Raw genomic sequence first — 23,897 nt, forward strand, 5'->3', positions numbered from 1 at the left:
TTGCTTTCATCTTGTCGAGGCGATTCTCCGGCTCGATTCAATCGTCGATCTGATCGAGCAGCCAGCCCGCTAACGGCAAATCTTCCGGCACCGTAACCTTCAGGTTATCGGCACGCCCTGGCACCAGCTTTGGCGCGTAGCCCGCAGCCTCCACCGCCGACGCTTCATCGGTAATCGCAATATCTTTGCTCTTGGCCAACTCAAGCGACTGTTTCAACAGCCCGTAACGAAACTGCTGGGGGGTCTGGGCACGCCACAGGCCATCGCGACTGACCGTTTCGCCAACCCGGCCACCGCTCGCAATTTGGCGCTTGATGGTATCGGAGACCGGCGCCGCCAGCAGCCCTCCCACCGAATCGCCTTCGAGATCTTTCAACAACCGCGTCAGGTCTGCAATCGCCAGACAGGGGCGGGCCACATCGTGAACAAGCACCCAATCCTCATCACTGGCGACATCCCGCAGGGCCGCTAGCCCCGCCAAGACGGAATCCGCGCGTTCGGCCCCACCAAGACACGTGGATACCCTCGAATCCTGCACACTCTCGCTGGACGCAAACCATTGATCGTCCGCATGCAGCGCGACCATCGCACCAGAGAAGTGGCCGGTGTCCAATAAACGGGACAGGGTAATATCGAGAATAAAGCGATTTCGGATCTGCAGGTATTGCTTGGGCCGGTCGGCGGACATGCGCTGACCAATTCCCGCCGCAGGGACGACCAGCCAGTAGTGAGGACGTGTCATGTCAAATATTGCGGATGTGTCATGGGAAGTCCGGAGAGCGTGGCGACTCAGGGTTCGACCACCAGGAAAAAGGTTTCATCCTTACGGATAAGGCCAAGGTTCATACGCGCCCGCTCCTCGATCGCACCCTGCCCACTGCGCAGGTTCAGCACCTCCGCGTAAAGACGTTCATTGCGGTTGGCGAGCTTGGCATTTTCGGCCTTCTGCACGTCGATTTTGTCCTGGAGCTGCCAGACTTGGGCAAAACTGCCCTCACCCACCCACAGGCGCACCTGCAGGAGGACGATAAACACAGCCATGACTGCCCACAAAACCTTCATCAACCTTACCTTGAAGCCAAACTATAGAAGCCCTGGAACGAGGAAAAAGCCTCTTAAGAGACAAAAACAGCGCACATTCAGTGCGCTGCGTTTACAACCTCGGGTAAAGTCTAGCCTATAAATTGATCGGCTGCTATTACGCCTGCCCCTTAATTTCCTTACGGCCACGGTAAGGTGCTTTCTCCCCCAGCTCCTGTTCGATGCGCAGCAGCTGGTTATACTTGGCAACACGATCGGAACGACACAGGGAACCGGTCTTGATCTGGCCGGCGCAGGTCGCTACTGCCAGGTCGGCAATCGTGGTGTCTTCTGTCTCACCGGAACGGTGGGAGATGACCGCAGTATAGCCGGCATCCTGGGCCATCTTGATGGCATCCAGGGTTTCGCTCAGGCTGCCAATCTGATTGAACTTGATCAGGATTGAGTTGGCAATGGACTTGTCGATACCCTGTTTCAGAATCTTGGTATTGGTCACGAAAAGATCGTCTCCGACCAATTGGACACGGTCACCAATCTTCTGGGTCAAAGTCGCCCAGCCATCCCAGTCGCTCTCATCCATGCCGTCTTCGATGGAGACGATGGGGTAGCTGTCGCAAAGGCCCGCAAGGTAGTCGGCAAAACCAGCAGCGTCATACTTCTTGCCCTCGCCCGACAGGTCGTATTGGCCATCCCGGTAGAATTCAGAAGACGCGCAGTCCAGCGCCAGGGTCACGTCCTTGCCCAGCTCATAGCCGGCCTTCTCCACGGCTTCCTTGATGACGCCAAGGGCGGCTTCATTGGAAGGCAGGTCCGGCGCAAAGCCGCCTTCGTCACCCACGGCGGTATTCAGTCCCTTGGCCTGCAGCACTTTCTTCAGGTTGTGAAAGATCTCGGCACCTATACGCAGTGCTTCGGAGAACGACGGCGCCGCCACCGGCTGGATCATGAATTCCTGAATGTCGACGTTGTTGTCGGCATGCTCACCGCCGTTAAGGATATTCATCATCGGTACCGGCATGGAGTACTGGCCGGCGGTACCGTTGATTTCAGCGATGTGGGCATACAGCGGCAGATTGCGCTCGGTTGCCGCAGCCTTGGCCGCCGCCAGGGACACGGCGAGTATGGCGTTGGCCCCCAGGTTTGCCTTGTTGTCGGTGCCGTCAAGGTCAATCATCACCTTGTCGAGACCACGCTGGTCAGCCGCGTCGAAGCCGATCAGCGCATCGCGGATGCGGGTATTGACTGCTTCCACCGCCTTGGTGACACCTTTGCCCAGATAACGGGACGTATCCTTGTCACGCAGTTCGAGTGCTTCGCGGGAGCCGGTGGACGCACCGGACGGCGCACAGGCACGTCCCACCGTACCGGATTCGAGGACAACATCCGCCTCGACAGTGGGGTTACCGCGGGAGTCGAGGATTTCGCGTGCTTTGATGTCCGCGATCTTCGTCATGCTTCATTTCTCCGTAAACGTCGTTATCGGTTAGAGGGTGTTGTTATTAAAAATGGTTCAGGCGGTATCTAGAGGCTCGAAACCTTTCACCAGATCGTCGATGGCCTTGATCTGCTTGAGGAAAGGTTCCAGCTGGTTCAGGCGTAAGGCGCAGGGACCGTCGCACTTGGCCTTCTCGGGATCCGGATGGGCCTCCAGGAAAAGCCCAGCCAGTCCCTGGGACATGCCTGCTCGCGCCAGCTCGGACACTTGCGCACGGCGACCACCGGCCGAGTCGGCGCGGCCCCCGGGCATCTGCAGGGCGTGGGTCACATCGAAAAGTACCGGGTAGCCAAAGGACTTCATGATGCCGAAACCGAGCATGTCGACAACCAGGTTGTTATAGCCGAAACTGCTGCCGCGCTCGCACAGGATGACCCGATCATTGCCAGCCTCACGGCACTTATTGATGATGTGCTTCATTTCCTGAGGCGCGAGGAATTGTGCCTTCTTGATGTTGATCGCCGCGCCGGTCCGCGCCATGGCTTCCACCAGGTCGGTCTGGCGGCTGAGGAAAGCCGGGAGCTGGATAACCTCGCATACCTCCGAAGCTGGCTGCGCCTGCCAGGGTTCATGCACGTCGGTGATGATCGGAACGCCGAAACGATCCTTTATGTCCTTCAGTATTTCCAGGCCAGCATCGAGGCCAGGACCGCGGAAAGAGTGGATCGACGACCGATTGGCCTTGTCGAATGAAGCCTTGAAGACGTAAGGGATGCCCAGACGATGCGTGATATCCACGTAGGCTTCGGCAACTTCCAGCGCCAGCTCACGGGATTCCAGAACATTCATTCCACCGAACAGGGTGAACGGCTGCTCATTGGAAACATTCAGGTTGGAAACCGTGACGGTTTTCTGGGACATGGCGGACAATCGCCTCCTGCTCTGGAAACAACTGCGCCGGTAGCTAGACGCTGCTGGCGCATGGATTTACTGGGATTTCTTCCGCGCCAGCGCGGCCTCGACAAAGCCCTTGAACAGCGCATGGCCATCACGGGGCGTGGAGGTAAACTCCGGGTGGAACTGGCAGGCCACGAACCAGGGATGGTCCGCAACCTCGACCACTTCCACCAGCTTGCCATCGGCAGAGTGACCGGAGACGCGCAGTCCGGCTTTCTCAATTTCCGGAAGGAAGTGGTTGTTCACCTCGTAGCGATGACGGTGCCGCTCACGAATCACCTTGCGCCCATAGCACTTGGCAATGGTCGAATCCTCGGTCAGCACGCAATCCTGCGCGCCCAGACGCATGGTGCCACCCAGGTCCGAACCGGCATCCCGCAGTTCCTTCTGGCCAGTGGCGTCCAGCCATTCAGTGATCAGGCCAACCACCGGTGTAGCCGTCTGCGCGCGGAACTCCGTACTGTGGGCATCCTTAAGACCGGCGACGTTACGGGCGTATTCGATAACAGCCACCTGCATACCCAGACAGATCCCCAGATAAGGCACCTTGTTCTCGCGCGCGTAGCGAACCGTCTCGATCTTGCCTTCAACCCCGCGCTCACCGAACCCACCAGGCACCAGGATCGCATCCGCGGACTCCAGCACGCCGGTACCGTCGCGCTCGATATCCTCGGAATCGATGTAGTTGATATTGATCTTGGTACGCGTCTTGATGCCGGCGTGGAGCAGCGATTCGATCAGGGACTTATAGGCGTCCAGCAACTCCATGTACTTGCCGACCATGGCAATGGTGACTTCGTGCTCGGGGTTGAGCTGAGCTTCGACGACAGCATCCCATTCTGAGAGGTCTGCCGGGCCGGCTTCCAGCCCAAAGCGCTCAATGATGATTTCATCCAGGCCATGGCCGTGCAGCATGCGGGGGATCTCGTAGATGGAACGCGCATCCTGCAGCGGGATAACCGCCTTCTCTTCCACGTTGGTGAACAGCGCGATCTTTCGACGGGAGCTGGCGTCCACCTCATGCTCGGAACGGCAAAGCAGGATATCCGGCTGCAGACCGATCGAGCGCATTTCCTTCACCGAGTGCTGGGTCGGCTTGGTCTTGATCTCGCCGGCGGTGGCAATATAGGGCACCAGGGTAAGGTGCATGAACAGCGCCCGGCGCGGTCCTACTTCGACCTTGAGCTGGCGGGTCGCCTCGAGGAACGGCAGGGACTCGATGTCACCCACGGTACCACCGATCTCGATCAGGGCGACGTCGGCCCCGGCTGCACCTTCGACCACACGACGCTTGATTTCGTCGGTGATGTGGGGAATGACCTGGACGGTACCACCCAGGTAATCGCCGCGGCGCTCTTTCCGAATAACCTCTTCGTAGACGCGCCCGGTCGTAAAGTTGTTGCGACGGCTCATCGGCGTGCGGATGAAACGTTCGTAGTGACCCAGGTCGAGGTCGGTTTCGGCACCGTCCTCGGTCACGAACACTTCACCATGCTGGAAGGGGCTCATGGTGCCTGGATCGACGTTGATGTAGGGGTCCAGCTTGAGAATAGTGACCTTTAAGCCGCGTGCCTCGAGGATGGCCGCAAGGGAAGCGGAAGCGATCCCTTTGCCCAATGAGGACACGACACCGCCGGTGACGAAAATATAACGCGTCATGCAGTTTCCGTGTGATTTATCTGGTTCGGTGAAGGGGGGAGATTGTCATCTCAAGATGGGACGCCAGATTACCAGAAGCCCCCCACTTACTCAACGACAATCCCGCCCCCAGATAATCCGCCATGAGGCCTTCTGGGGGTTATCGAATAACGTCGGAGATAGCCAGAAACTGCCCACAGCGACCAGCTCATCGCCAGCCCAAACCAGTGGGAGTCGTTCCCTTTCCCAGGGAGGCACGCCCTGCTCCTGCAACCACTTCTTTAGTGGTCGGGTCGGTCCGCCCGGTCGGGGCCGCAAACGCTCTCCGCCCGTACGAACCGTAACGGTGAACTGCCTGTCCGGTACGCCATCTCCGATGGTGCGCAAGTAGCCGCCAGCCCAAACCACCGTGTCCAGCGGGTTCCAGGTGATGGGCTCTGGGGGCGGCTCATGTTCGCCGACAACGCAATACAGATGGCCCTGGAACCGCCGGATCGCATAGTTTTCGCCCACCAGTTCAGGCAGGCGATCTGCTGAAGCCACCAACAGATCATGCAGACCTTGCTCCAATCGTACGGCGCCCGGAGGCTCAAGATGTCGATCGATCAACCACCAGCGTAGCAGATTTTTCTGTTCAGCTTGGGACAGTGCACTCAGGCCCGCGATAGCGAGACGCCCCTGCTCATCCCGGATGTCCCGTAGCTGCAACTGGGCAAGTTTGTGGCCAAGTTCCGTTGCTTCGGCACTTTGCCTGGCGGATCGCCCCAGGCTCGATATAACGCCCGGCCAGCGTACACTGAGGGGTTCAATGACCCGGTGACGCAGGAAGTTCCGGTCGATCGATGGATCGTCGTTGCTGGGATCGTCAACCCAGTCCAGTTGCCAGGCTGTCGCCAATGCACGGATGCGCTCCCTTGGCAGATCCAGCAGGGGACGAAATAGGCAGCCATCACCCAGTGCGCGTTCGCGTGGTATACCAGCCAGTCCACGGCTACCGCTCCCACGAATCAGCCTGAACAGGACCGTCTCGGCCTGATCGTTGGCATGATGGGCCATGAGCAGCAGTTCGCCGGCCTGCAACTGCTCCTCGAACACCGCATATCGGGCGTTGCGCGCCCGGTTTTCAAGGTTTTCTCCCACGGCGACATCAACGGTGGTCACACTCAGCGGAATGCCCAGCAAATCGCACGTTCGCCGACAGCATGTCTCCATGGTGGCCGCAGCTCGCTGGAGCTGATGATTGACGTGAAGCGCACACACGGACACCTTGCCGCGTTCACCAAACCAGACGGAGACGGCATGGAGTAGGAAGATGGAATCGAGGCCGCCGCTGACAGCAACATGGATGCAATCAGCGGCGGGGATGGCATTCATGGCCCGGATCAGGTCATCCGGCCATGAAGAAGGATTCAGCCTGTCAACGGCCTGTGTCATAGGCCGTCAGGCGTTCATAACGTTGGCCGACGAGATCCTCGGTAGACAATGCGCCCAGTTCCGCCAACCCGGACTTGAGCTGGGCCTTGAGGGCCTCGGCCATTTCTTCCGGAGAGCGGTGTGCCCCGCCCAGCGGTTCGGAAATAACCACGTCAGCCAGGTTCAGCTCTTTCAGGCGGTTGGCCGTGACCCCCATGGCCTCGGCGGCCTGGGCAGCATATTCGGCGCTCTTCCACAGGATAGAGGCGCAACCCTCCGGTGAGATCACCGAGTAGGTGGAATACTGCAGCATATAAAGACGGTCGCAAACACCAATGGCCAGGGCGCCACCTGAGCCGCCCTCGCCGATAACAGTGGAAATCACCGGCGTTTTCAGGCGTGACATCACGGCGAGGTTAAAGGCGATTGCTTCACTCTGGCCGCGCTCCTCGGCGCCAATACCGGGGTAGGCGCCCGGCGTGTCGATAAAGGTCAGAATAGGAAGGCGGAAACGCTCGGCCAACTCCATCAGGCGCAGGGCCTTACGGTAACCTTCCGGCCGTGGCATGCCGAAATTGCGCTTGACCTTATCCTTCACCTCGCGGCCTTTCTGGTGGCCGATCACCATCACGGGTTGGCCGTCCAGACGCGCCGTACCACCGACAATCGACAGATCGTCTGCATAGCGGCGGTCGCCATGAAGTTCGTCGAAATCCTCGAACATCAGCTCAATGTAGTCCAGCGTATATGGCCGCCGGGGATGGCGGGCCAGCCGGGCGATGTCCCAGGGCGTCAGGTTGGAGAAGATGCTCTCGGTGAGACTGACGCTCTTGTTCTTGAGACGGCTGATTTCGTCCGTGATGTTGATGTCACTGTCGTTACCAACCAGACGCAGTTCTTCGATCTTGGCTTCCAGGTCGGCAATGGGCTGTTCAAAATCCAGATAGTTGGGATTCATGATCTTCCGTAGTCGTTAGCTTGTAGGCGACTTTAAAACGTGTTGTTAGGCGCAAACTAACAGGCCCTTTCATCCATAAAAAGCGGACATTGGTATAAGGGAAGCGCCAGCGTATAGCGATTCCTTGGGTGCCCACTTCATTTACGGGCATCCCATAAAGGTTAGTCGTAAACCAGCTGAACCGCTTGTTCACCGATCAGATGACGCAAGTTTAGCAGCAAATCGTCGTTAGGCTGGACCCGCCAGCCATCGCCGAGCTGTATCCGCGTACGTGCCTGCTCGCTCTGGTACTCGATCCAGACCGGGCAACCCTGACCGCGATACGGCTGCAGCGTCTTGTCCAGTTTCTCCAGCAAACCATTGCCCAACTGGCCGGCGTTCAAACACATCTGCAGACCACGGCTATAGCGCTGCCGGGCCGTGGCAACGTCCATGACATCGCTGACACGCATTTTGATCGAGCCGGAATAATCGTCGTGACTGACGACGCCATCGACCACAACCACTTCGTCCGACTGCAGCAGGTCGCGATTCTCGTTGAAGGTCTCCGAGAACAGCGTGGCTTCGATCCGCGCCGAGCGATCGTCCAACGTTACGAAGGCCATCGTCTGGCCACGCTTGTTCTTCATCGTGCGCATGGCAACCACAAGACCTGCGACCCGCTGCGATCCCTTGCTTGGTTTGAGATCAGCGATGGACTGGCGAGCGAAGCGGCGCACTTCCCTCTCATATTCGTCGAACGGATGACCGGTCAGGTATAGCCCCAGGGTATCCTTCTCGCCTTTCAAGCGCTGCTTTTCAGGCCACTCGCGTACTTTCCGGACCTCCTCGAACGGATCGTTCTCGGTGCCGTCCAGCATTTCGCCGAACATATCCACCATACCGACCGATTCGTTGCGGGACTGCTGACCGGCCTGTTGCACTGCCTTTTCGATACTCGCCATCATTGCAGCGCGGCCCGGGCCCATCTTGTCCAGAGCACCAGCTCGGATCAGGGCTTCGATAGCACGCTTGTTGACCCGCTTCAGGTCGACACGCTGGCAAAAATCGAACATATCCTTGAACGGTCCGCCGTCAGCCCGCGCCTCGACGATACTCTGGATCGGCCCTTCGCCGAGGCCCTTGATCGCGCCCAGACCATAAACCACCTGCCCTTCGTCGTTCACCGTGAAGGTATAGGCTGACGTGTTCACGTCCGGCAGAACGAGGTCGAGCTTGAGGTTGCGGCATTCCTCGACCAGCGTGACCACCTTGTCGGTGTTCTGCATATCGGCGGTGAGGACCGCGGCCATAAACTCCGCAGTGTAATGTGCCTTGAGCCAAAGCGTCTGATAGGACACCAGCGCATAGGCAGCGGAGTGCGACTTGTTGAAGCCGTAACCGGCGAACTTTTCCACCAGGTCGAAGATGTTTTCGGCGAGCGTCTTGTCGATGCCGTTCTTTTCACACCCATCGAGGAAAAACTGCTTCTGCTTGGCCATTTCCTCGGGCTTTTTCTTACCCATCGCCCGGCGCAGCATATCCGCGTTGCCCAGCGTGTAGCCGGCCATCACCTGAGCAATCTGCATGACCTGTTCCTGGTACAGGATAACCCCGTAGGTGGGCTCCAGAACCGGCTTCAGGCCGTCATACTGGTAATCCGGGTGCGGGAACGACATCGGCTGGCGCCCGTGCTTCCGGTCGATGAAGTCATCCACCATGCCCGATTGCAGCGGCCCCGGACGGAACAGGGCTACCAGGGCGATCATGTCTTCAAGGCAGTCCGGCTGAAGGCGGCGGATCAGGTCTTTCATGCCGCGGGATTCCAGCTGGAACACAGCCGTGGTCTCGGCCTTCTTGAGCATATCGAACGACGGCGCGTCATCCAGCGGAATCTTGCCGATGTCCAGCGGTGCCTCGCCCTGCTTCTCCCGCTTGGGATTGATCATCTCCAGGGCCCAGTTGATGATCGTCAGGGTTCGCAGGCCGAGGAAGTCGAACTTGACCAGGCCGGCATCTTCAACGTCGCCCTTATCGAACTGGGTCACCGGGCTACCGCCCTCGTCATCACAATAGAGGGGCGAGAAATCGGTAATCTTGGTGGGTGCGATAACGACACCCCCCGCATGCTTACCGGCGTTACGGCACACGCCCTCAAGCTTGAGCGCCATCTCCCAGATTTCCTGGGCTTCCTCGTCCTGGTTGAGGAAATCCTTGAGCTGCTCTTCCTGCTCGATCGCCTTGTTCAGGGTCATCCCCACTTCGAAGGGAATCAGCTTTGAGAGCTTGTCCGCCAGACCATAGGACTTACCCTGCACCCGCGCCACGTCTCGCACGACCGCCTTGGCCGCCATGGTACCGAAGGTGATGATCTGGGAAACCGCTGCCCGGCCGTACTTCTCGGCCACATAGTCGATTACCCGGTCGCGGCCTTCCATACAGAAGTCGACGTCGAAGTCGGGCATGGAGACCCGCTCCGGGTTTAGGAAGCGCTCGAACAGCAGGTCGTATTCAAGCGGATCGAGATCGGTGATCTGCTGCGCGTAGGCCACCAGTGAACCGGCACCGGAACCCCGGCCGGGGCCAACCGGTACCCCGTTGTTCTTGGCCCACTTGATGAAGTCCATAACGATGAGGAAGTAGCCGGGGAACCCCATCTGGATAATGATATCCAGCTCGAAGTTGAGCCGCTTGTAGTAGGCTGCGCGCTTGTCTTCATACTCTGGATCGTCCGGATCCAAAGTCCGGGACAGTCGATCTTCCAGCCCCTCTTCCGATACCTTGCGGAAGAAGTCGTCCATGGTCATGCCTTCCGGGACGGGGTAATCCGGCAGGAAGTACTCGCCCATGCGCACCTTGACGTTACAGCGGCGGGCGATTTCCACCGTATTCTCGATCGCCTCGGGAATGTCCGAGAACAGCTCGATCATTTCCTCAGGACTGCGCAGGTATTGCTCGTCACTGAAACGGCGGTCACGGCGGGGATCGTCGAGGGTGCGGCTCTCACCGATACACACCCGGGCCTCATGGGCCTCGAAGTCTTCCTGGTTGAGGAAGTGCACATCGTTGGTCGCAACGACCGGCAAATCCAGGGCGTCAGCCAGCTCGACACTCAAATGCAGGCAGTCCTCGTCACCCTGGCGGCCGGTGCGGTGCAGCTCGAGGTAATAGGCGTCCGGGAACAACGACTTCCAGTACTCTGCCCGCTCCCGCGCCAGGTCGGATTTGCCTGCCAGCAACGCACGTCCCACGTCGCCCATCTTGGCGCCGGAGAGCGCAATCATTCCCTCACTGCGTTCCTCGATCCAGCGCTTGTCGATAATCGGCACGCCATACAGCTGGCCGTCGGTGTAGCCCAGGGAGATGATTTCGGTAAGGTGACGGTAGCCGGTTTCGTTGCGGGCAAAGAGGGTCAGGCGAAAGGGTTTTTCCGGCTCATCCGGATTGGCCAGCCAGATATCGGCCCCAATGATCGGCTTGACGCCGGCGCCCATAGCAGCCTTATAGAAACGGACCAGCGAGCACATGTTGGATTGCTCGGTCAGGCCCACCGCCGGCATGTTCAGCTCAGCCACGCGATTGATGAATGGCTTGATCCGGACCAGACCATCAACCAGGGAGTATTCGGAGTGAACGCGCAGGTGTACAAACGTATTCGGCATGGGACGTCAGTCGAGGCTCGGTTCTTTCAGGATTGACGGAGAATTCTACCAGTCGGCGCAGCACAAATCGCGCCCTTTAGGCATCATTCTGTAAGCGCCGGATTACTGCATCAATTCCAGCAGGCCTTCCTTGGTCTGGGGGCCAAAGCGGGCTTCAAGCAGTTCGCCTTCGGGGGTCACCACATACGAGGCCGGTAGACCCACCGGAAGTTTCCAGCCCAGTTCAGGGCCTGGATCTTCAGCCAGCATGCGGAATCGGATATCCATCTTGGCTCCCACATCGCGCAGGGCCTGCCCGGTGATGCCGTCAAAATTTACGCCCAGAACAGTCGCCTTCTCCGTTTCGTCGAGCGCATTCAGTTCCGGGATTTCCTCCAGGCAGGGCTTACACCATTCCGCCCAGTAATTGACGACCACCCACTGCCCGCGCAGTTCGTCCCAGTCCAGCGTCTCGCCCTGGGCGTCCTGGAAGGCCGTGCGCTCGCAGCCGACGAGAATGACGAGGGCAAACAACACCATAGGGAGTTTGAGGTACTTCAAACGCGGCCCTCCTGATAGACTTGGCAACCCTAGCTTACGAATCTGGAAGTGTGAACGCAGAACCATGACAGAGACGACCCGAATTTTCCATAATCCACGCTGCTCGAAATCCCGCCAGACGCTGGCGCTGCTGGAAGAACAAGGCATCCAGCCCGACATTATCCGCTACCTGGATTCGCCACCGACAGCCGACGAACTCAAGGGCATACTGAAACAGCTGGATAAAACCCCGCGTGAACTCATGCGAACCGGGGAATCGATCTATCGCGAGCTCGGGCTGGACGATAGTACGCTGACCGAGGATCAACTGATCGCCGCCATGGTAGACAATCCCAAGCTGATCGAGCGTCCGATCGTCCTGCACAAGGGAAAGGCGGCTCTGGGCCGGCCTCCGGAATCCGTACTCGACATCCTCTAGCTTTGCGACACTTTTAATCAGCGAACAGGAGCCAACAATGGCACAGAGCCCCTACGTCCTGGTGCTGTATTACAGCCGCAGCGGCCACACGGCAGAGATGGCGATGCAGGTTGCCCGAGGCATATCACGTGTCCACAGCATCGAGGCCCGGGTGCGCACCGTGCCGCCAGTGTCACCCGATACCGAAGCTAGCGTACCGGAGGTTCCCGTGGAGGGCGCCGTCTACTGCACGACTGAGGAACTACGCCATTGTTCGGGTTTGGTACTGGGTAGTGCCACCCGTTTCGGCAACATGGCGGCGCCGCTGAAGTACTTCCTCGATTCCACCGGCGACATGTGGCTCAATGGTGCCCTGGTCGACAAGCCGGCGGGGCTATTCACATCCACCGGCAGTTTGCACGGCGGCCAGGAAGCTACCCTGCTTTCCATGGCCATTCCCCTGCTTCACCACGGCATGCTGATCACGGGCGTCCCCTATACCGAGCCCGCCCTATCCAGAACCGAAGCCGGCGGCACGCCCTACGGTGCCAGTCATTGGGCCGGTACCGACGAACCGCACCCATTGACTGAGGATGAGAAGATTATTTGTCAGGCACTGGGCGAGCGAGTGGCGCGACTCGCGCTGAAGGTTGCCGATTAAGCCGTTTCAAACCGTTCAACTAGTCAAGGATACTGAATGCTCCATTCTCCGCGAGCTCGCTACTCACGGCTACTGTGCCAAGTGCTTTACGTCGCGCTGATCGTGCTGCTGGTAGTGACGACATTCTGGCCAGCACCCGATCCAGCCCTATCGCTTCCGCTGATTCTCACCATCAAGTTGCTGCCCCTGCTGACCTTTGTGCCGGTCGTTATCAGCGGGAACAACCGCGGCATGATCTGGCTCAGCTTCGTACTGATTTTCTACTTCACCCAGTTCGTCGTGAGCGCCTGGCTGACCGAAGGCGGACTAGGTGCAACAGCCAATGCCGTGATCGCCCTTCTGCTCTTCGTTTCTGCTATGGTGCATTTGAAAACCAATCGGCCTGAGTAGTACGCCCTATGTCCAGCATGTCCACCTCCACGCTTGCAGCTCCGCCCCGCGCCACACTGACGCTTCGTGATATCTGCACGGCCCTGGTGGAAGACGGCGAGATCACCCAGGACGATGCCGAACGGGTGCTGACGGCCAACCTGGGGGCGGAGTCCGCCAAGCGCCATCCGCTCGAGGTGGTGGCCATCGCCGAGCTGACCAGCCAGAAGAGCAAGCGGACACTCGACCTGGACCGGCTTGCCGAATGGCTGGCGCGCTGGGCAAACCAGCCGTACTACCACATCGACCCGTTGAAGATCGACGCCCCCGGCGTGGCCAAGGTGATGTCCTTCGCCTTCGCACAGCGCCATCACATCCTGGCAGTGGAAATCCATCCCGACGAGGTCTGGATCGCCAGCGCCGAGCCCTTCAAGGGAGACTGGGAAGCCAACCTGCGTCACGTCCTGAAAAAGGATATCCGGCGCGTGGTCGCCAACCCTGAGGACATCCGCCGCTTCACCGTCGAGTTCTACCAACTGGCCAGTTCAGTCAGTAAGGCCAGTGGCGCAACCGCACAGGGTGCCGGCAACATCCACAACTTCGAGCAACTGCTGGACCTGGGAGACAACAAGAGTCCGGACGCCAACGACCAGCACGTAGTCAAGATCGTCGATTGGCTGCTGCAGTACGCCTTCGACCAACGTGCCAGCGATATCCATATCGAGCCACGGCGTAATATTTCCCAGGTCCGATTCCGCATCGACGGCGTGCTGCACAACGTCTACGAGTTCCCCGACCAGGTGGGCGTCGCGGTCGTCAGCCGCCTGAAAATATTGGGCCGACTGAACGTGGCGGAAAAACGCAAACCCCAGGACGGTCGCATCAAGACGCGTAAGCCAGACAATGCAGAAGTGGAGCTGCGCCTGGCCACCATGCCGACCGCTTTCGGCGAGAAGATGGTGATGCGGATCTTCGATCCGGAGGTGTTACTCAAGGGATTCGATCGACTGGGCTTTAGCCGTGAAGACATCCAGCGCTGGAAATCAATGACCGGCCAGCCCCACGGGATCGTTTTGGTGACCGGCCCGACCGGGTCCGGCAAGACCACGACGCTCTATTCCACCCTGAAACAGTTGGCGACCTCCGAGGTGAACATCTGCACCATCGAGGATCCCATCGAGATGGTGGAGCCCTCCTTCAACCAGATGCAAGTCCAGCATGGCATCGACCTGACCTTTGCCTCCGGCGTGCGCGCCCTGCTGCGTCAGGATCCGGACATAATCATGGTGGGCGAGATCCGTGACCTGGAAACGGCGGAAATGGCTGTACAGGCGGCGCTGACCGGCCACTTGGTGCTGTCCACGTTGCACACCAATGACGCGCCGAGCGCCATCACCCGCCTGATCGAGCTGGGCATTCCTTCCTACCTGATCCGCGCTACCGTCCTGGGCGTGATGGCCCAGCGACTGGTACGGACACTCTGCCCGGACTGCAAGGTCAAGGCCGAAGTCGACGCCAACGCCTGGGCCAACCTCACCCGCCCGTGGAAAGCGCCCAAGCCGGCTGAAGTCTACGCGCCGGGCGGCTGCCTGGAATGCCGTAATACGGGCTATCGCGGTCGTGCCGGGGTCTACGAGATTCTGCAACTCTCGCCGAGATTACGCAGTACCGTCGACGAGTCTTGCGACCTAGAGCAACTACGTCTCGAAGCCTACAAGGATGGCATGAAGTCCCTGCGGCTGAGCGGCGCGCAGAAGGTTGCCGCCGGCGAAACCACGATCGAGGAAATCTTGCGGGTCACACCGGAAAGCCAGCGTTAGGCAATCTCAGATAAGCCCTGTTGACTATCAGCTACCCGGACGAAAACCGCACTGCCCCAACAACTCCTGCCAGAGTCGTGTGTGGCGAGCGACAGCGTCGTCGAGTTGCTGCCATAGACTGCTTTCACCTGTTTGCTGCAGATAACGGCGATAGTAGGGTTCGAACGACTCGGGCATGACGTCTCGCTGACTTGCAGCCAATCGTTCGAAGCCCGGCACCAGGGCATCCCGCACGCGATCCACGGTCGCCATGTAAGGCTGGACTTCCCCGGCGTAGACCGAAAAGAACATGTTCTTGGCGATTTCCGCCTGGTTATTGGTACGCTGTTTCAGGCACAGGGGGCGGCTATCGAGGCGCTGCTGCATGATATCAGCTGCATCGTTCAGCCGGATGACCAAGTGCAGTGCGCTTTTGATCAGTTGGCCCATGCGAGCCTCGGCCTGCCAGCGTTGCTGGATTCCCCCCAGGAAAGCCAGGTCAACATCGAGATTACCTTCCCCAAGATCCGTGAGGCGCGTGTTGAGCAGTGCCAGGTCCCGCTCCAGGTCGGATACGGTCGCACCGCTCGTCTCCATAGGCAGGAGCCCCTCTGTGCGGGTAAACAGCGGCTCGATTTCCTCAATTCCCCACGTCGCATTCCAGATGGCGATGGGCAGGCTCCCAATCTTGGCTTTCCTGGCCTTGGCAACAGCCTCATGGAGCTCTTCGTCATCTTCCAGCTCCGGCAGGCAATCCTCCGCCGCCTCTATAAAGCGTAGTTCGTAACGCAGGATATTGACCGGCTGCATCACCCGACCCAGACTGGAATTGCGCTCGCCCACGACGAACTGCAGGTCGCAGCCGTATAGAGAGAGGAAGTCGAGCATGCCCAGTTCGAGGTCCGGCATTTCCAGTCGTCGGTCGCGGCGGCGGGGGAACAGATCCGCCAGCGGCACTTCCGACAAGGTGACGTCCTGTTCCAGTACTCGGGCCACCCGCTCGACGTACTCGTCCATCGTGGACTGGGGTGCGGAAAAAGGATTGCAGCCGGCGATTGAGATCAAAGCCAACAGCGTGAGGGATTTGAAGAAGAGAGATTTAAGCCGGAAGCAGGTCATGGGAAAAGTTTACGCATAGCCGGCGGGATGAGTGCAATCCGTTGATCAGTGAGGTGGCTATTGCTCGCGTGAACCCTTTAACAAGATTGAGGAGAGCGGTGCAGGAAGGGAATGGCTGCCATCGCTTCCGCTGCCGTGGATGGCCATCCCTGGCCAGCCAGGGCGACCGGGACATCCTTGTCCGTTCTCCAGCGATGGCAGCCATTCCCTTCTTTCTGACCTAGTGCCCGACGCTGGGGCCAGCTGTTTTGCTAATCAGTCGATCTCTGACATCAGCTTGTCGACATCGTTGAAATCTCGGGCCACAGGATATGTCGTGTCGATGGAGACTTCGCCGCGAACCAAAAGGATGGTTTCCATGCCAGCCTCCGCTGCGGCATCCAGCTCTTCGGCGACATCGGAGAGAAAGAGAACGGTGTCCGGCTCGACACCGAGTTCATCGCGGATATTCTGGTACGCCTGTACTTCCCGCTTGGCGCCCACGTGGGTGTCAAAATAGCCACTGAAGAAAGGCGTCAGGTCGCCGTAGGTACTGAAGCCGAAGATCAGCTTCTGTGCCTTCACGGAGCCTGAGGAGTAGACATACTGGCGCAGGCCTCGATCATGCCACTCGCGCAATTTGTCGGCAGCATCCTGGTAGACGTGACCCCGGAAATCGCCGTCCCGATACCCCTTTTCCCAGATCATGCCTTGCAGCGCCTTGAGGGGCGTGGCCTTGCGATCTTCCCGAATCCAGGTCAAGAGAACATCCACCAAAGCGTCCAGATCGTTGGCGTCTACGCCACTCTCCTCGGCCACGGCCTTCAGCTGGGCCTGAACCTCCTCGTTATCCGCCGACTGTTCGCGGACAAAGTCGGCCATGTGCTCCGCCGCGTAGGGGAAGAGCACATCGTGGACAAAGGAGATCGAGCTGGTGGTGCCCTCGATGTCCGTGAGGATGACTCGGATCATCCGTTCGCACCCAGCAAACGCTCGTACCGCGGCAGGCGGCTGGCGATATCCTCACCGGTGAAGCTGGCAACCCAGCCTTCCGGATTGGAGAACAGGCGGATGCAGGTGAACTCCGGCGCCGGTCCCATATCGAACCAGTGACGAGTTCCGTCCGGGACGCTGATCAGGTCGTTCTTCTGGCACAGCACGGCGTAGACTTTCTCGCCGAAGTGCAGGTAGAACAGCCCTTGTCCGCGCACGAAGAACCGTACTTCGTCTTCGCTGTGGGTGTGTTCGTCGAGGAATTTCCTGCGCGCAGCGTCCTTGTTCGGGTTGTCGGCGCTCAGGCTGACCACATCCGCCGTCTGGAAGCCGCATTCCTCCTTCAGGCGCGAGACTTCCTCGGCGTAGGCCTCCAGAATCTCGTCCTGGCTGGCATTGGCCGGCAGGTCGCGGGTGGGCCATTGTTCGAAGCGGACGCCCTGCTCCCTCAGCAACCGCTGGATTTCGGCGGGCGTCTCGGTCACAACCTCCGGCTGGTCCGGCTGTTGTTCGCGGTAAATACGCAGCGTGGTCATTTCGTCACCCTCATCATTTCCAGTTCACAGGCGAACAGGAATTCAAATGCTTCTACATGGCGCAAACAGTCTGCCATGGTTTTTCCCCAGGTATAAAGGCCGTGCCCGCGGATCAGGTAGCCCGGCTGCTCAGGATGGCGGGCGAACCAGTCCCTGGTTTCCTCGGATAAGGCGACAATATCCTGGGTGTTCTCGAAAATCGGCACCACCAACGAGGATTCATGGGTAGTCATGCCGGGAAACGCTTTCTGGAGTTCGTAATCCTGTAACTCCAGCTTCCCCTTGCCCGCCAGCGCCCGGCTGAGAACCGTGGCATTCACCGAATGGGTGTGGAGTACTACGCCGGTTTCGGGAAACTGCTCGTACAAGACGGTATGCAGCAGGGTTTCCGCCGAGGATTTGGTCTCGGACTGCACTGGCCTGCCCTTCAGATCCACCACCATGATATCTCCCGCACCCAACTGCCCCTTGTGGCGGCCAGATACGGTAATGGCAATGTGCTCTGCGTCGATTCGCGCGGAATAGTTGCTGCTGGTGGCGGGCGACCAGCCGTTGGCGTAGAGGAAGCGCCCGGCGTCGATCAGGGACTGGGCGGCAACGGCGTAGCGGGTCACATCGAACATGCGGCCTCCGAAGCGGATACGACGGCGGTTCGCATCCGGGATACAGGATTGGGATTGCGCGTATTATAGAGCGCTGTCATCCGCCAGCAAGCGGTTGCGGGCATCCACCAGGTCTGCAATGACCGATACCGCTATCTCCGCTGGCGTCTTGCTGCGGATGGCGATACCGATGGGCGCATGCAGGCGCGCGAGGTGCTCCTCGCTCAGTCCCAGGGATGCCAGGCGTTCCCGGCGGGCTTGGGACGTTTGCTTCGAGCCCATGGCGCCGACATAGAAGCAATTTGACTGAAGCGCCGCCAGCAGCGCCATGTCATCGACGCGGGGATCGTGCGCCAAAGCCAATACAGCGCTGTGATTGTCGGAAAAGCTCTTCATGACAAGATCGTCCGGGAGCGTCGTGAGAAGCGGCGTCTCGTAATCGCTCCAACCCGTCATGAAGGTTTCGCGCGGTTCGCAGAGTGTGACGTCGAACCCGCAGCGGCGACCGAAAGCCGCCACGTGACCCGCTACTTCTCCAGCGCCAACAAGCAATAATCGACACTCCGGCCCCAGCATATGGCGGACGGTTTGGTCGGTCACCCGAACCCCGGTGCCATGCCCTCTCGCCTCTTCAACTATCATTTCGCCGGTACAGAGATCCACTTGTCGCACTACCGGGACTTTGGCATCGAGCGCGGCTAGCAGACGGCCCAAGACTTCACGATGGGCAGGCCCGGAGAGCGGCTCTACCAGCAAACGGATACGCCCACCGCAGGGCAACCGGAAACGCTCACGGTCATCGATGGTAACGCCATAGTCGGTAATGTGCGGGAGTGTGGGCTGTTCGTCACGCGCAGTGCGGCGCAAGAGGTCTTCCTCCAGACAACCGCCCGAGACTGAACCCGCCCATCGGCCGGATTCGCTGACCGCAAGCATCGAACCCGCTGGTCGGGGAGAAGATCCCCAAGTCTCGACTATGGTACAGATCCAGACACGCTCGCCGTCACCGAGCCACCGCTCGGCCGCTGCCAGCACCTGGTATTGGGGGTGGGACATTGGTTCAGTCCGTCATTCGTTGGATGGCATTCTTGCCGACTCGATAGCGGTCGGCGTACTGGTACTCAAGCAAGGATAGCGCGTTCAACATTCATGTGAACCGTTTCCCACAGCCATAAAACAAAACGCCGGGCAAATCCCGGCGCTTCAAACGATATCCGTCACTACGGTGACATCACTTGATGACCGGCTCACCTTCGGAATTGTTCCAGATCTTGCGCTCGCCGGAACCCATCTTGCCGTTGCGATCCCAGAATTCCCGCTCCTTCTCGGACTCCATCTTGCCATTGTCGTCCCAGACTTCCCGGTTTTCGGTCTTCTGTTCAACCTTTCCGTTGTCTTCCCAGAAAACACGATCCTTACTACACCCCGTCAGGACGAGACCAACCAAGGCAACCAGAAACAGTTTACGCATGAAAAACTCCTGATCGATTAATCGCTAATATGATTGCACCACAGAACGCCGGCACGGCCCATTACGTGTCGCTCATGTTTGCAGGCAACAACAATGGGCGCTCTCGAAGATCGACACTATCGAATATCTACGCTATTTGGAGCCGTGTCGTTCGCGGTTTCGCTGCTTGTCCCTTTCACTCTTGCGCAGCATGACATAAACCGCGCCCGTACCGCCGTGATGCTTCTGGGCGGAATGGAACGCCATGACGGCATCGAGTTCGGGCAACCACTTGGCCAGGTAGCTCTTTAGCAAGGCAACGCCATCGGCGTTACGTTCGCCCTTGCCATGGAGGATCAGTACTGATCGCACACCGTAGGTCACACAATCGTTGACGAAACCGAACACCTCCCGGCGGGCTTCTTCCACGGTCATGCGGTGCAGGTCGAGGCGGGCTTCGATCTGGTATTGACCCAAACGCAATTTGCGATACACCCCATGCTGGATGCCGGGGCGTTGATAGGCCAGGACATCGTTGGCCTTCAGGGGTTCCACGTCCGAGGCGGTCAATGGATTCACATCACGGGCGGGTCTGTCGACAGCGGCACGTTGTCGTTCGATATGGCCGGGCGTCAGGGTTCGAATGGTCTGCACATCAGCCCGGTTGGGCTGTTTGATGCGGCGGACGTCGCCCATCTCCTCAAGGAAGCTGAGACGTTCCTCTTTTCTGGTCATGGTTCAACCTGGTTCTTATACCGTCATACAAACCTGGCGAGCAGGAAACACGAGCCAAGTCTGGAGGACTCTACCATTGGCTTTCCTGTCGGGGAAATCGGAGAGCCCTGAATAACTCAGGTGTTAGACGCAGATCGAAGCGGAAGTTCAGGTCCAGAAAGAAAAAACCCCCGGAGGGGACCGGGGGGAGCAAAAGATCGGGGAAGAAACTTCCCTTCAAGCTTTCAGACACCACAGACAGTTACCTCGACGGAGATCAATTACGAGATAACTGCACACACCTTAACCAATCAAGAAGCCAGTGGCTGTTGTACATTAGTCTTACGTGCTCCCCTCATTCTGCACGACGCTATAAACTACACTGATCATTGAATCGCACAGCCATTGCTGGCGCTTCTATCGAATAGTCACCGCCTATAAAGCGCGCCGGCAGAAGAGGCGATCGCCTGGAGAGGTCCGACCATGCCCGCCGAACCCAGGGAACAGCATCCCCAGAACACTCGCGCAATCATGTCATTTCTGCGCGAACACGCTCCGTTCTCCAGCATGGACGAAGCCCATCTGGCCCACTTTGCCGAGCACTCAGTGCTCAAGTTCTATGCTGACGACGATGTCGTACTGTCGCCGGACGATGGCCCGATCAGAACCTTCAATGTCGTCAAACAGGGGCTGATTCGCGGTGAAAGGACAAACCGGGACGGTGACGCGGAAACGACCTTCGAAATAAGCCAGGGCGAATGCTTTCCCCTCGCGGCGCTGATTGGCGAGCGGCCAACGCGTACATTGCACAGGGCTTCGGGCGATACATTTTGCCTGAGTATTGACCATGCGGCCTTCGTAACCCTGTTTTCGGAGAGCGAGCCCTTCCGTGACTTCTGCCTACGGGGCGTAAGCAGCCTGCTGGACCAGGTCAACCAGCGTATCCAATCCGGTGCCATGGCCTCTATCAGCCCGAGTCACACACTGGACACCCCACTGGATCGCTATGCCCTGCGCAATCCCATTGTCTGCTCGCCTGACGTGCCGGTGCGCAAGGCCGTCGCCCGTATGCATGACAACGATGTCGGCAGCATTGTAATAACCGATGACGAGCGCAGGCCGATTGGCATTTTCACCCTACGTGACCTAAGGACCATGGTAGCGGAGGAATCGGCCACGTTGACGACGCCAATCGGCCAGGTAATGACTCGCGATCCCCACGCCCTGAATGCGCAGGCTGATGCCTTCGAGGCCGCGATGCTGATGGCGGAGCATCACTTTGCCCATCTATGTGTGATCGACGACGATAACCGGTTGATCGGTGTCGTTTCCCAGCGGGATCTGTTCTCCCTGCAACGGGTCGACCTGGTCCATCTCGCCCGCACAATAGGCACGGCTACCCATCTGCGTACGCTCGTCAGCCTGCGCTCCCAGGTATCCAAGATGGTTGACACGATGCTGGCCCATGGCGCGGATTCCGGCCAGATCGTGAAGATCATTACTACCCTCAACGATGCGACGGTCAGGCGCGTGCTGGAACTGAACCTGCAACGCAACGATCCAGGCATTCCCTTTACCTGGCTGACTTTCGGCAGCGAAGGCCGGCAGGAGCAGACTCTACTGACGGACCAGGATAACGGCATCCTTTTCGAGACGCCGGAAGGGATGACCGAGGACCAGGTTCGCGAAAAGCTGCTGCCGTTTGCCGAGATCGTCAATAACGAGTTGGCTGAGTGTGGCTTTACCCTCTGTAAGGGCAATATCATGGCCAGCAACCCCAAACTCTGCCTGAGCGAGAATGAGTGGGACGACTGGTTCAAGCGGTTTATCGACGCCTCCACCCCGCAAAACCTGGTCTACTCATCCATCTTCCTGGATATGCGTGCGGTCTTTGGCCCCACCGAAGCACTGGATCGTCTTTTGCAGCGGGTTGTGACACGCATCCAGAAGAACGCCTTGTTCCAGAAAATGCTGGCCGGCAATGCCGTCATGCGTCGCCCACCACTGACGATCTTCCGCGGGTTCCGCTACGCACCGGACGGTGAGAAGAACACCCTCGATCTGAAGCGGCAGGGCCTGGCTCCATTCGTCGAGTCAGTCCGCGTGTTTGCCCTGGCCAGCGGCATCGGTGAGCCCAACACCCTCGCGCGAATGGATAAACTGGCGCAGCAAGGCGTCTTCGACCGAAAGGATGCCAACGCATGGAAAGAGGCCTACAGCCTGATCCAGGCCATCCGCATGCGGGCCCACCAGGAGCAGCTCAAGAACCAGCAGCCCCTGCATAACTACATCAACCCTGACGATCTGAACCCACTGGATCGCCGTATCCTGCGCGAGTCCTTCCGCCAGGCCCAGCGACTCCAACAGAAGCTGGAAACCCGATACCTCCTGTGAGCGGACCATGATCCATCGTATACGAGACTGGCTGGGGCATTATTTCTCCAGCGATCCTGCCCGCCCTGGCCTCGAAGACCTGCCTCACCCCAAGTTGCCCGGCAGACAGCCAGTCGCCGAGCAACGTGTGGTCGTGCTGGATCTGGAAACCACGGGGCTCAACGCCGCCAAGGACCATGTGATCGCCATTGGGGCTGTCGCCATCGACCATCTCGCCATACCCCTGGCTGACCAATTCGACCTGATTCTCAAGCGGCCGGAACTGGACATCACCGAGACGGTACTCATCCACGGCATCGGCCCCGAGGCCCTGACACGGGGCCATGAGATAGAGGAAGCACTTATCCGCCTGCTCCATTGGATGGATGGCGATCCGATCCTGGCGTTTCATTCCGCTTTCGACAAACGCTTCCTGGAAAAGGCGCTCAAGACTCACCTCGGGTATACCCGGGAACACACCTGGATGGACGTGGCAGAGATCCTGCCGGCACTCTTCGCCAGCCCGGAAAGCGGCGGCCGACTCGACGACTGGATCGAGCGATTCGGCCTCCAGATAAGCGAGCGTCATCACGCCGCAGCCGACGCCATGGCGACGGCTGAACTCGCTCTGATCGCGCTGAACAGGGCCATTAGCCGAGAATTGACGACTCTTTCGCAACTTGACCAAAAACTTCGCGTCGCGCGCCGTCTGAAACATCTGCAAAGTCCCTGAAAGCGGTCTATCTTTCCGTTGTCTCATCGCTGCTACGGGCCCCGCTGTCGACGTCGGGAGAACATATCCTGCAGGGGCGCGGCATGGCTGGCATTCAGCTTAGCTTCGAGCGAGATACGATCTATTCAGCGCACTCTTAGACTATTTGCCAATATCTATAACCCTGGCTGCGGGTAGAGTCTGACAGTGGGTAAAGATGGAAAAAAATTAATAACTTTCTTTGCAAGATAAAACGCCTACCAATAAGCCCATGTTCAATAAAAACAACATTGGAGAGCTGTTATGTCGCACAACCCTGAAAACGCAGTTAAGTACTGGAAGGCCAACCTGAGGTTGATCGTCGGATGCCTGATCGTCTGGGCATTCGTCTCCTACGGTTGCGCCATACTCTTCCGTCCTCTTCTGGCCGGGATACCCGTCGGTGGAACCGATCTCGGATTCTGGTTCGCCCAGCAGGGCTCAATCCTGACGTTTATTGCCTTGATCTTTTTCTACGCCTGGAGAATGAACAAGCTCGATAAACAATTCGGCCTGCACGAGGAGTAAGAC

The 23,897-nt window shown here is 58.9% G+C and carries 23 protein-coding genes; 7 read left to right on the plus strand and 16 right to left on the minus strand.

Annotation, left to right across the window (positions count from 1 at the left end; all coding sequences use genetic code 11):
- Positions 1–37: 37 nt before the first annotated feature.
- The 9 genes from ispD to RE428_RS14325 all read right to left on the minus strand — a co-directional run bounded on the left by ispD (position 38) and on the right by RE428_RS14325 (position 11,623).
- Entirely contained in the window at positions 38–742 is a 705-nt protein-coding gene (ispD, locus tag RE428_RS14285; RefSeq protein ID WP_040882727.1) for a 2-C-methyl-D-erythritol 4-phosphate cytidylyltransferase, read from the minus strand.
- 47 nt (positions 743–789) lie between these two features.
- Complete coding sequence (ftsB, locus tag RE428_RS14290; protein WP_004582700.1) at positions 790–1,062, minus strand: cell division protein FtsB; 273 nt, start codon at positions 1,060–1,062, stop codon at positions 790–792.
- 136 nt (positions 1,063–1,198) lie between these two features.
- Positions 1,199–2,494 (minus strand): phosphopyruvate hydratase, encoded by a 1,296-nt coding sequence (eno, locus tag RE428_RS14295; RefSeq protein WP_004582701.1) that lies wholly within the window; start codon positions 2,492–2,494, stop codon positions 1,199–1,201.
- A gap of 57 nt (positions 2,495–2,551) precedes the next feature.
- Positions 2,552–3,397 carry a 3-deoxy-8-phosphooctulonate synthase gene (gene kdsA / locus RE428_RS14300; protein WP_004582702.1) on the minus strand — a complete coding sequence of 282 codons (846 nt, stop codon included), beginning with the start codon at positions 3,395–3,397 and terminating at the stop codon, positions 2,552–2,554.
- 66 nt (positions 3,398–3,463) lie between these two features.
- Positions 3,464–5,092, minus strand: coding sequence for a CTP synthase (locus tag RE428_RS14305; protein ID WP_004582703.1), 1,629 nt, complete (start codon positions 5,090–5,092; stop codon positions 3,464–3,466).
- Positions 5,093–5,182: 90 nt separating this feature from the next.
- Positions 5,183–6,505, minus strand: a complete 1,323-nt coding sequence (gene tilS, locus RE428_RS14310; RefSeq protein ID WP_004582704.1) for a tRNA lysidine(34) synthetase TilS — start codon at positions 6,503–6,505, stop codon at positions 5,183–5,185.
- Positions 6,489–7,442 (minus strand): acetyl-CoA carboxylase carboxyl transferase subunit alpha, encoded by a 954-nt coding sequence (gene accA, locus RE428_RS14315; protein WP_004582705.1) that lies wholly within the window; start codon positions 7,440–7,442, stop codon positions 6,489–6,491. The genes tilS and accA overlap by 17 nt, the downstream gene beginning before the upstream one ends.
- Positions 7,443–7,603: 161 nt before the next feature.
- On the minus strand, positions 7,604–11,083 hold the full coding sequence (dnaE, locus tag RE428_RS14320) for a DNA polymerase III subunit alpha (RefSeq protein WP_004582706.1): 3,480 nt from the start codon (positions 11,081–11,083) through the stop codon (positions 7,604–7,606).
- A gap of 102 nt (positions 11,084–11,185) precedes the next feature.
- Positions 11,186–11,623 (minus strand): TlpA family protein disulfide reductase, encoded by a 438-nt coding sequence (locus tag RE428_RS14325; protein WP_004582707.1) that lies wholly within the window; start codon positions 11,621–11,623, stop codon positions 11,186–11,188.
- 64 nt (positions 11,624–11,687) lie between these two features.
- Here RE428_RS14325 and arsC point away from each other — a divergent pair, with 64 nt between their 5' ends.
- The 4 genes from arsC to tfpB are packed head-to-tail and all read left to right on the plus strand — an operon-like array spanning position 11,688 to position 14,870.
- On the plus strand, positions 11,688–12,041 hold the full coding sequence (arsC, locus tag RE428_RS14330) for an arsenate reductase (glutaredoxin) (RefSeq protein ID WP_004582708.1): 354 nt from the start codon (positions 11,688–11,690) through the stop codon (positions 12,039–12,041).
- A gap of 37 nt (positions 12,042–12,078) precedes the next feature.
- Positions 12,079–12,681: an NAD(P)H:quinone oxidoreductase gene (gene wrbA, locus RE428_RS14335; RefSeq protein ID WP_004582709.1), complete on the plus strand. Its 603-nt coding sequence runs from the start codon at positions 12,079–12,081 to the stop codon at positions 12,679–12,681.
- 36 nt (positions 12,682–12,717) lie between these two features.
- Entirely contained in the window at positions 12,718–13,071 is a 354-nt protein-coding gene (locus tag RE428_RS14340; protein WP_004582710.1) for a DUF2069 domain-containing protein, read from the plus strand.
- A gap of 8 nt (positions 13,072–13,079) precedes the next feature.
- On the plus strand, positions 13,080–14,870 hold the full coding sequence (gene tfpB, locus RE428_RS14345) for a type IV pilus assembly ATPase TfpB (protein WP_004582711.1): 1,791 nt from the start codon (positions 13,080–13,082) through the stop codon (positions 14,868–14,870).
- Between the two features lie 27 nt (positions 14,871–14,897).
- Here the strand turns inward: tfpB and RE428_RS14350 are convergent, their stop codons facing one another.
- From RE428_RS14350 to smrA, 7 genes are all read right to left on the minus strand, one after another.
- On the minus strand, positions 14,898–15,866 hold the full coding sequence (locus RE428_RS14350) for a DUF3080 family protein (protein ID WP_338381145.1): 969 nt from the start codon (positions 15,864–15,866) through the stop codon (positions 14,898–14,900).
- A 357-nt stretch (positions 15,867–16,223) separates the two neighbouring features.
- Entirely contained in the window at positions 16,224–16,919 is a 696-nt protein-coding gene (gene mtnC, locus RE428_RS14355) for an acireductone synthase (RefSeq protein ID WP_004582713.1), read from the minus strand.
- The gene (locus tag RE428_RS14360) at positions 16,916–17,476 is read right to left on the minus strand and encodes a 1,2-dihydroxy-3-keto-5-methylthiopentene dioxygenase (protein ID WP_004582714.1); all 561 of its coding nucleotides are present in this window, start codon (positions 17,474–17,476) and stop codon (positions 16,916–16,918) included. Before RE428_RS14360 ends, mtnC begins: the two co-directional genes overlap by 4 nt.
- The gene (locus RE428_RS14365; protein ID WP_004582715.1) at positions 17,473–18,099 is read right to left on the minus strand and encodes a methylthioribulose 1-phosphate dehydratase; all 627 of its coding nucleotides are present in this window, start codon (positions 18,097–18,099) and stop codon (positions 17,473–17,475) included. The genes RE428_RS14360 and RE428_RS14365 overlap by 4 nt, the downstream gene beginning before the upstream one ends.
- A gap of 63 nt (positions 18,100–18,162) precedes the next feature.
- Complete coding sequence (locus RE428_RS14370) at positions 18,163–19,134, minus strand: XdhC family protein (protein ID WP_004582716.1); 972 nt, start codon at positions 19,132–19,134, stop codon at positions 18,163–18,165.
- A gap of 175 nt (positions 19,135–19,309) precedes the next feature.
- Positions 19,310–19,549, minus strand: a complete 240-nt coding sequence (locus RE428_RS14375) for a hypothetical protein (protein WP_004582717.1) — start codon at positions 19,547–19,549, stop codon at positions 19,310–19,312.
- Positions 19,550–19,681: 132 nt separating this feature from the next.
- A complete protein-coding gene (gene smrA, locus RE428_RS14380) occupies positions 19,682–20,263 on the minus strand; it encodes a DNA endonuclease SmrA (protein ID WP_004582718.1) in 582 nt (193 codons plus the stop codon).
- 462 nt (positions 20,264–20,725) lie between these two features.
- On the opposite strand from smrA, the gene RE428_RS14385 reads away from it, so the two are divergent.
- From RE428_RS14385 to RE428_RS14395, 3 genes are all read left to right on the plus strand, one after another.
- Entirely contained in the window at positions 20,726–22,636 is a 1,911-nt protein-coding gene (locus RE428_RS14385) for a putative nucleotidyltransferase substrate binding domain-containing protein (RefSeq protein ID WP_004582719.1), read from the plus strand.
- A 7-nt stretch (positions 22,637–22,643) separates the two neighbouring features.
- Positions 22,644–23,348 (plus strand): 3'-5' exonuclease, encoded by a 705-nt coding sequence (locus RE428_RS14390; protein ID WP_004582720.1) that lies wholly within the window; start codon positions 22,644–22,646, stop codon positions 23,346–23,348.
- A gap of 282 nt (positions 23,349–23,630) precedes the next feature.
- Complete coding sequence (locus tag RE428_RS14395; protein ID WP_004582721.1) at positions 23,631–23,894, plus strand: DUF4212 domain-containing protein; 264 nt, start codon at positions 23,631–23,633, stop codon at positions 23,892–23,894.
- Positions 23,895–23,897: the final 3 nt, after the last annotated feature.

This window comes from Marinobacter nanhaiticus D15-8W, from assembly GCF_036511935.1.
Lineage (GTDB): Bacteria > Pseudomonadota > Gammaproteobacteria > Pseudomonadales > Oleiphilaceae > Marinobacter_A > Marinobacter_A nanhaiticus.

Coding starts and splice junctions, on each gene's coding strand:
- ispD (WP_040882727.1), bottom strand. CDS start 742: ATGACACGTCCTCACTACTGGCTGGTCGTCCCTGCGGCGGGAATTGGT.
- ftsB (WP_004582700.1), bottom strand. CDS start 1,062: ATGAAGGTTTTGTGGGCAGTCATGGCTGTGTTTATCGTCCTCCTGCAG.
- eno (WP_004582701.1), bottom strand. CDS start 2,494: ATGACGAAGATCGCGGACATCAAAGCACGCGAAATCCTCGACTCCCGC.
- kdsA (WP_004582702.1), bottom strand. CDS start 3,397: ATGTCCCAGAAAACCGTCACGGTTTCCAACCTGAATGTTTCCAATGAG.
- RE428_RS14305 (WP_004582703.1), bottom strand. CDS start 5,092: ATGACGCGTTATATTTTCGTCACCGGCGGTGTCGTGTCCTCATTGGGC.
- tilS (WP_004582704.1), bottom strand. CDS start 6,505: ATGACACAGGCCGTTGACAGGCTGAATCCTTCTTCATGGCCGGATGAC.
- accA (WP_004582705.1), bottom strand. CDS start 7,442: ATGAATCCCAACTATCTGGATTTTGAACAGCCCATTGCCGACCTGGAA.
- dnaE (WP_004582706.1), bottom strand. CDS start 11,083: ATGCCGAATACGTTTGTACACCTGCGCGTTCACTCCGAATACTCCCTG.
- arsC (WP_004582708.1), top strand. CDS start 11,688: ATGACAGAGACGACCCGAATTTTCCATAATCCACGCTGCTCGAAATCC.
- wrbA (WP_004582709.1), top strand. CDS start 12,079: ATGGCACAGAGCCCCTACGTCCTGGTGCTGTATTACAGCCGCAGCGGC.
- RE428_RS14340 (WP_004582710.1), top strand. CDS start 12,718: ATGCTCCATTCTCCGCGAGCTCGCTACTCACGGCTACTGTGCCAAGTG.
- tfpB (WP_004582711.1), top strand. CDS start 13,080: ATGTCCAGCATGTCCACCTCCACGCTTGCAGCTCCGCCCCGCGCCACA.
- RE428_RS14350 (WP_338381145.1), bottom strand. CDS start 15,866: ATGGACGAGTACGTCGAGCGGGTGGCCCGAGTACTGGAACAGGACGTC.
- mtnC (WP_004582713.1), bottom strand. CDS start 16,919: ATGATCCGAGTCATCCTCACGGACATCGAGGGCACCACCAGCTCGATC.
- RE428_RS14360 (WP_004582714.1), bottom strand. CDS start 17,476: ATGACCACGCTGCGTATTTACCGCGAACAACAGCCGGACCAGCCGGAG.
- RE428_RS14365 (WP_004582715.1), bottom strand. CDS start 18,099: ATGTTCGATGTGACCCGCTACGCCGTTGCCGCCCAGTCCCTGATCGAC.
- RE428_RS14370 (WP_004582716.1), bottom strand. CDS start 19,134: ATGTCCCACCCCCAATACCAGGTGCTGGCAGCGGCCGAGCGGTGGCTC.
- RE428_RS14375 (WP_004582717.1), bottom strand. CDS start 19,549: ATGCGTAAACTGTTTCTGGTTGCCTTGGTTGGTCTCGTCCTGACGGGG.
- smrA (WP_004582718.1), bottom strand. CDS start 20,263: ATGACCAGAAAAGAGGAACGTCTCAGCTTCCTTGAGGAGATGGGCGAC.
- RE428_RS14385 (WP_004582719.1), top strand. CDS start 20,726: ATGCCCGCCGAACCCAGGGAACAGCATCCCCAGAACACTCGCGCAATC.
- RE428_RS14390 (WP_004582720.1), top strand. CDS start 22,644: ATGATCCATCGTATACGAGACTGGCTGGGGCATTATTTCTCCAGCGAT.
- RE428_RS14395 (WP_004582721.1), top strand. CDS start 23,631: ATGTCGCACAACCCTGAAAACGCAGTTAAGTACTGGAAGGCCAACCTG.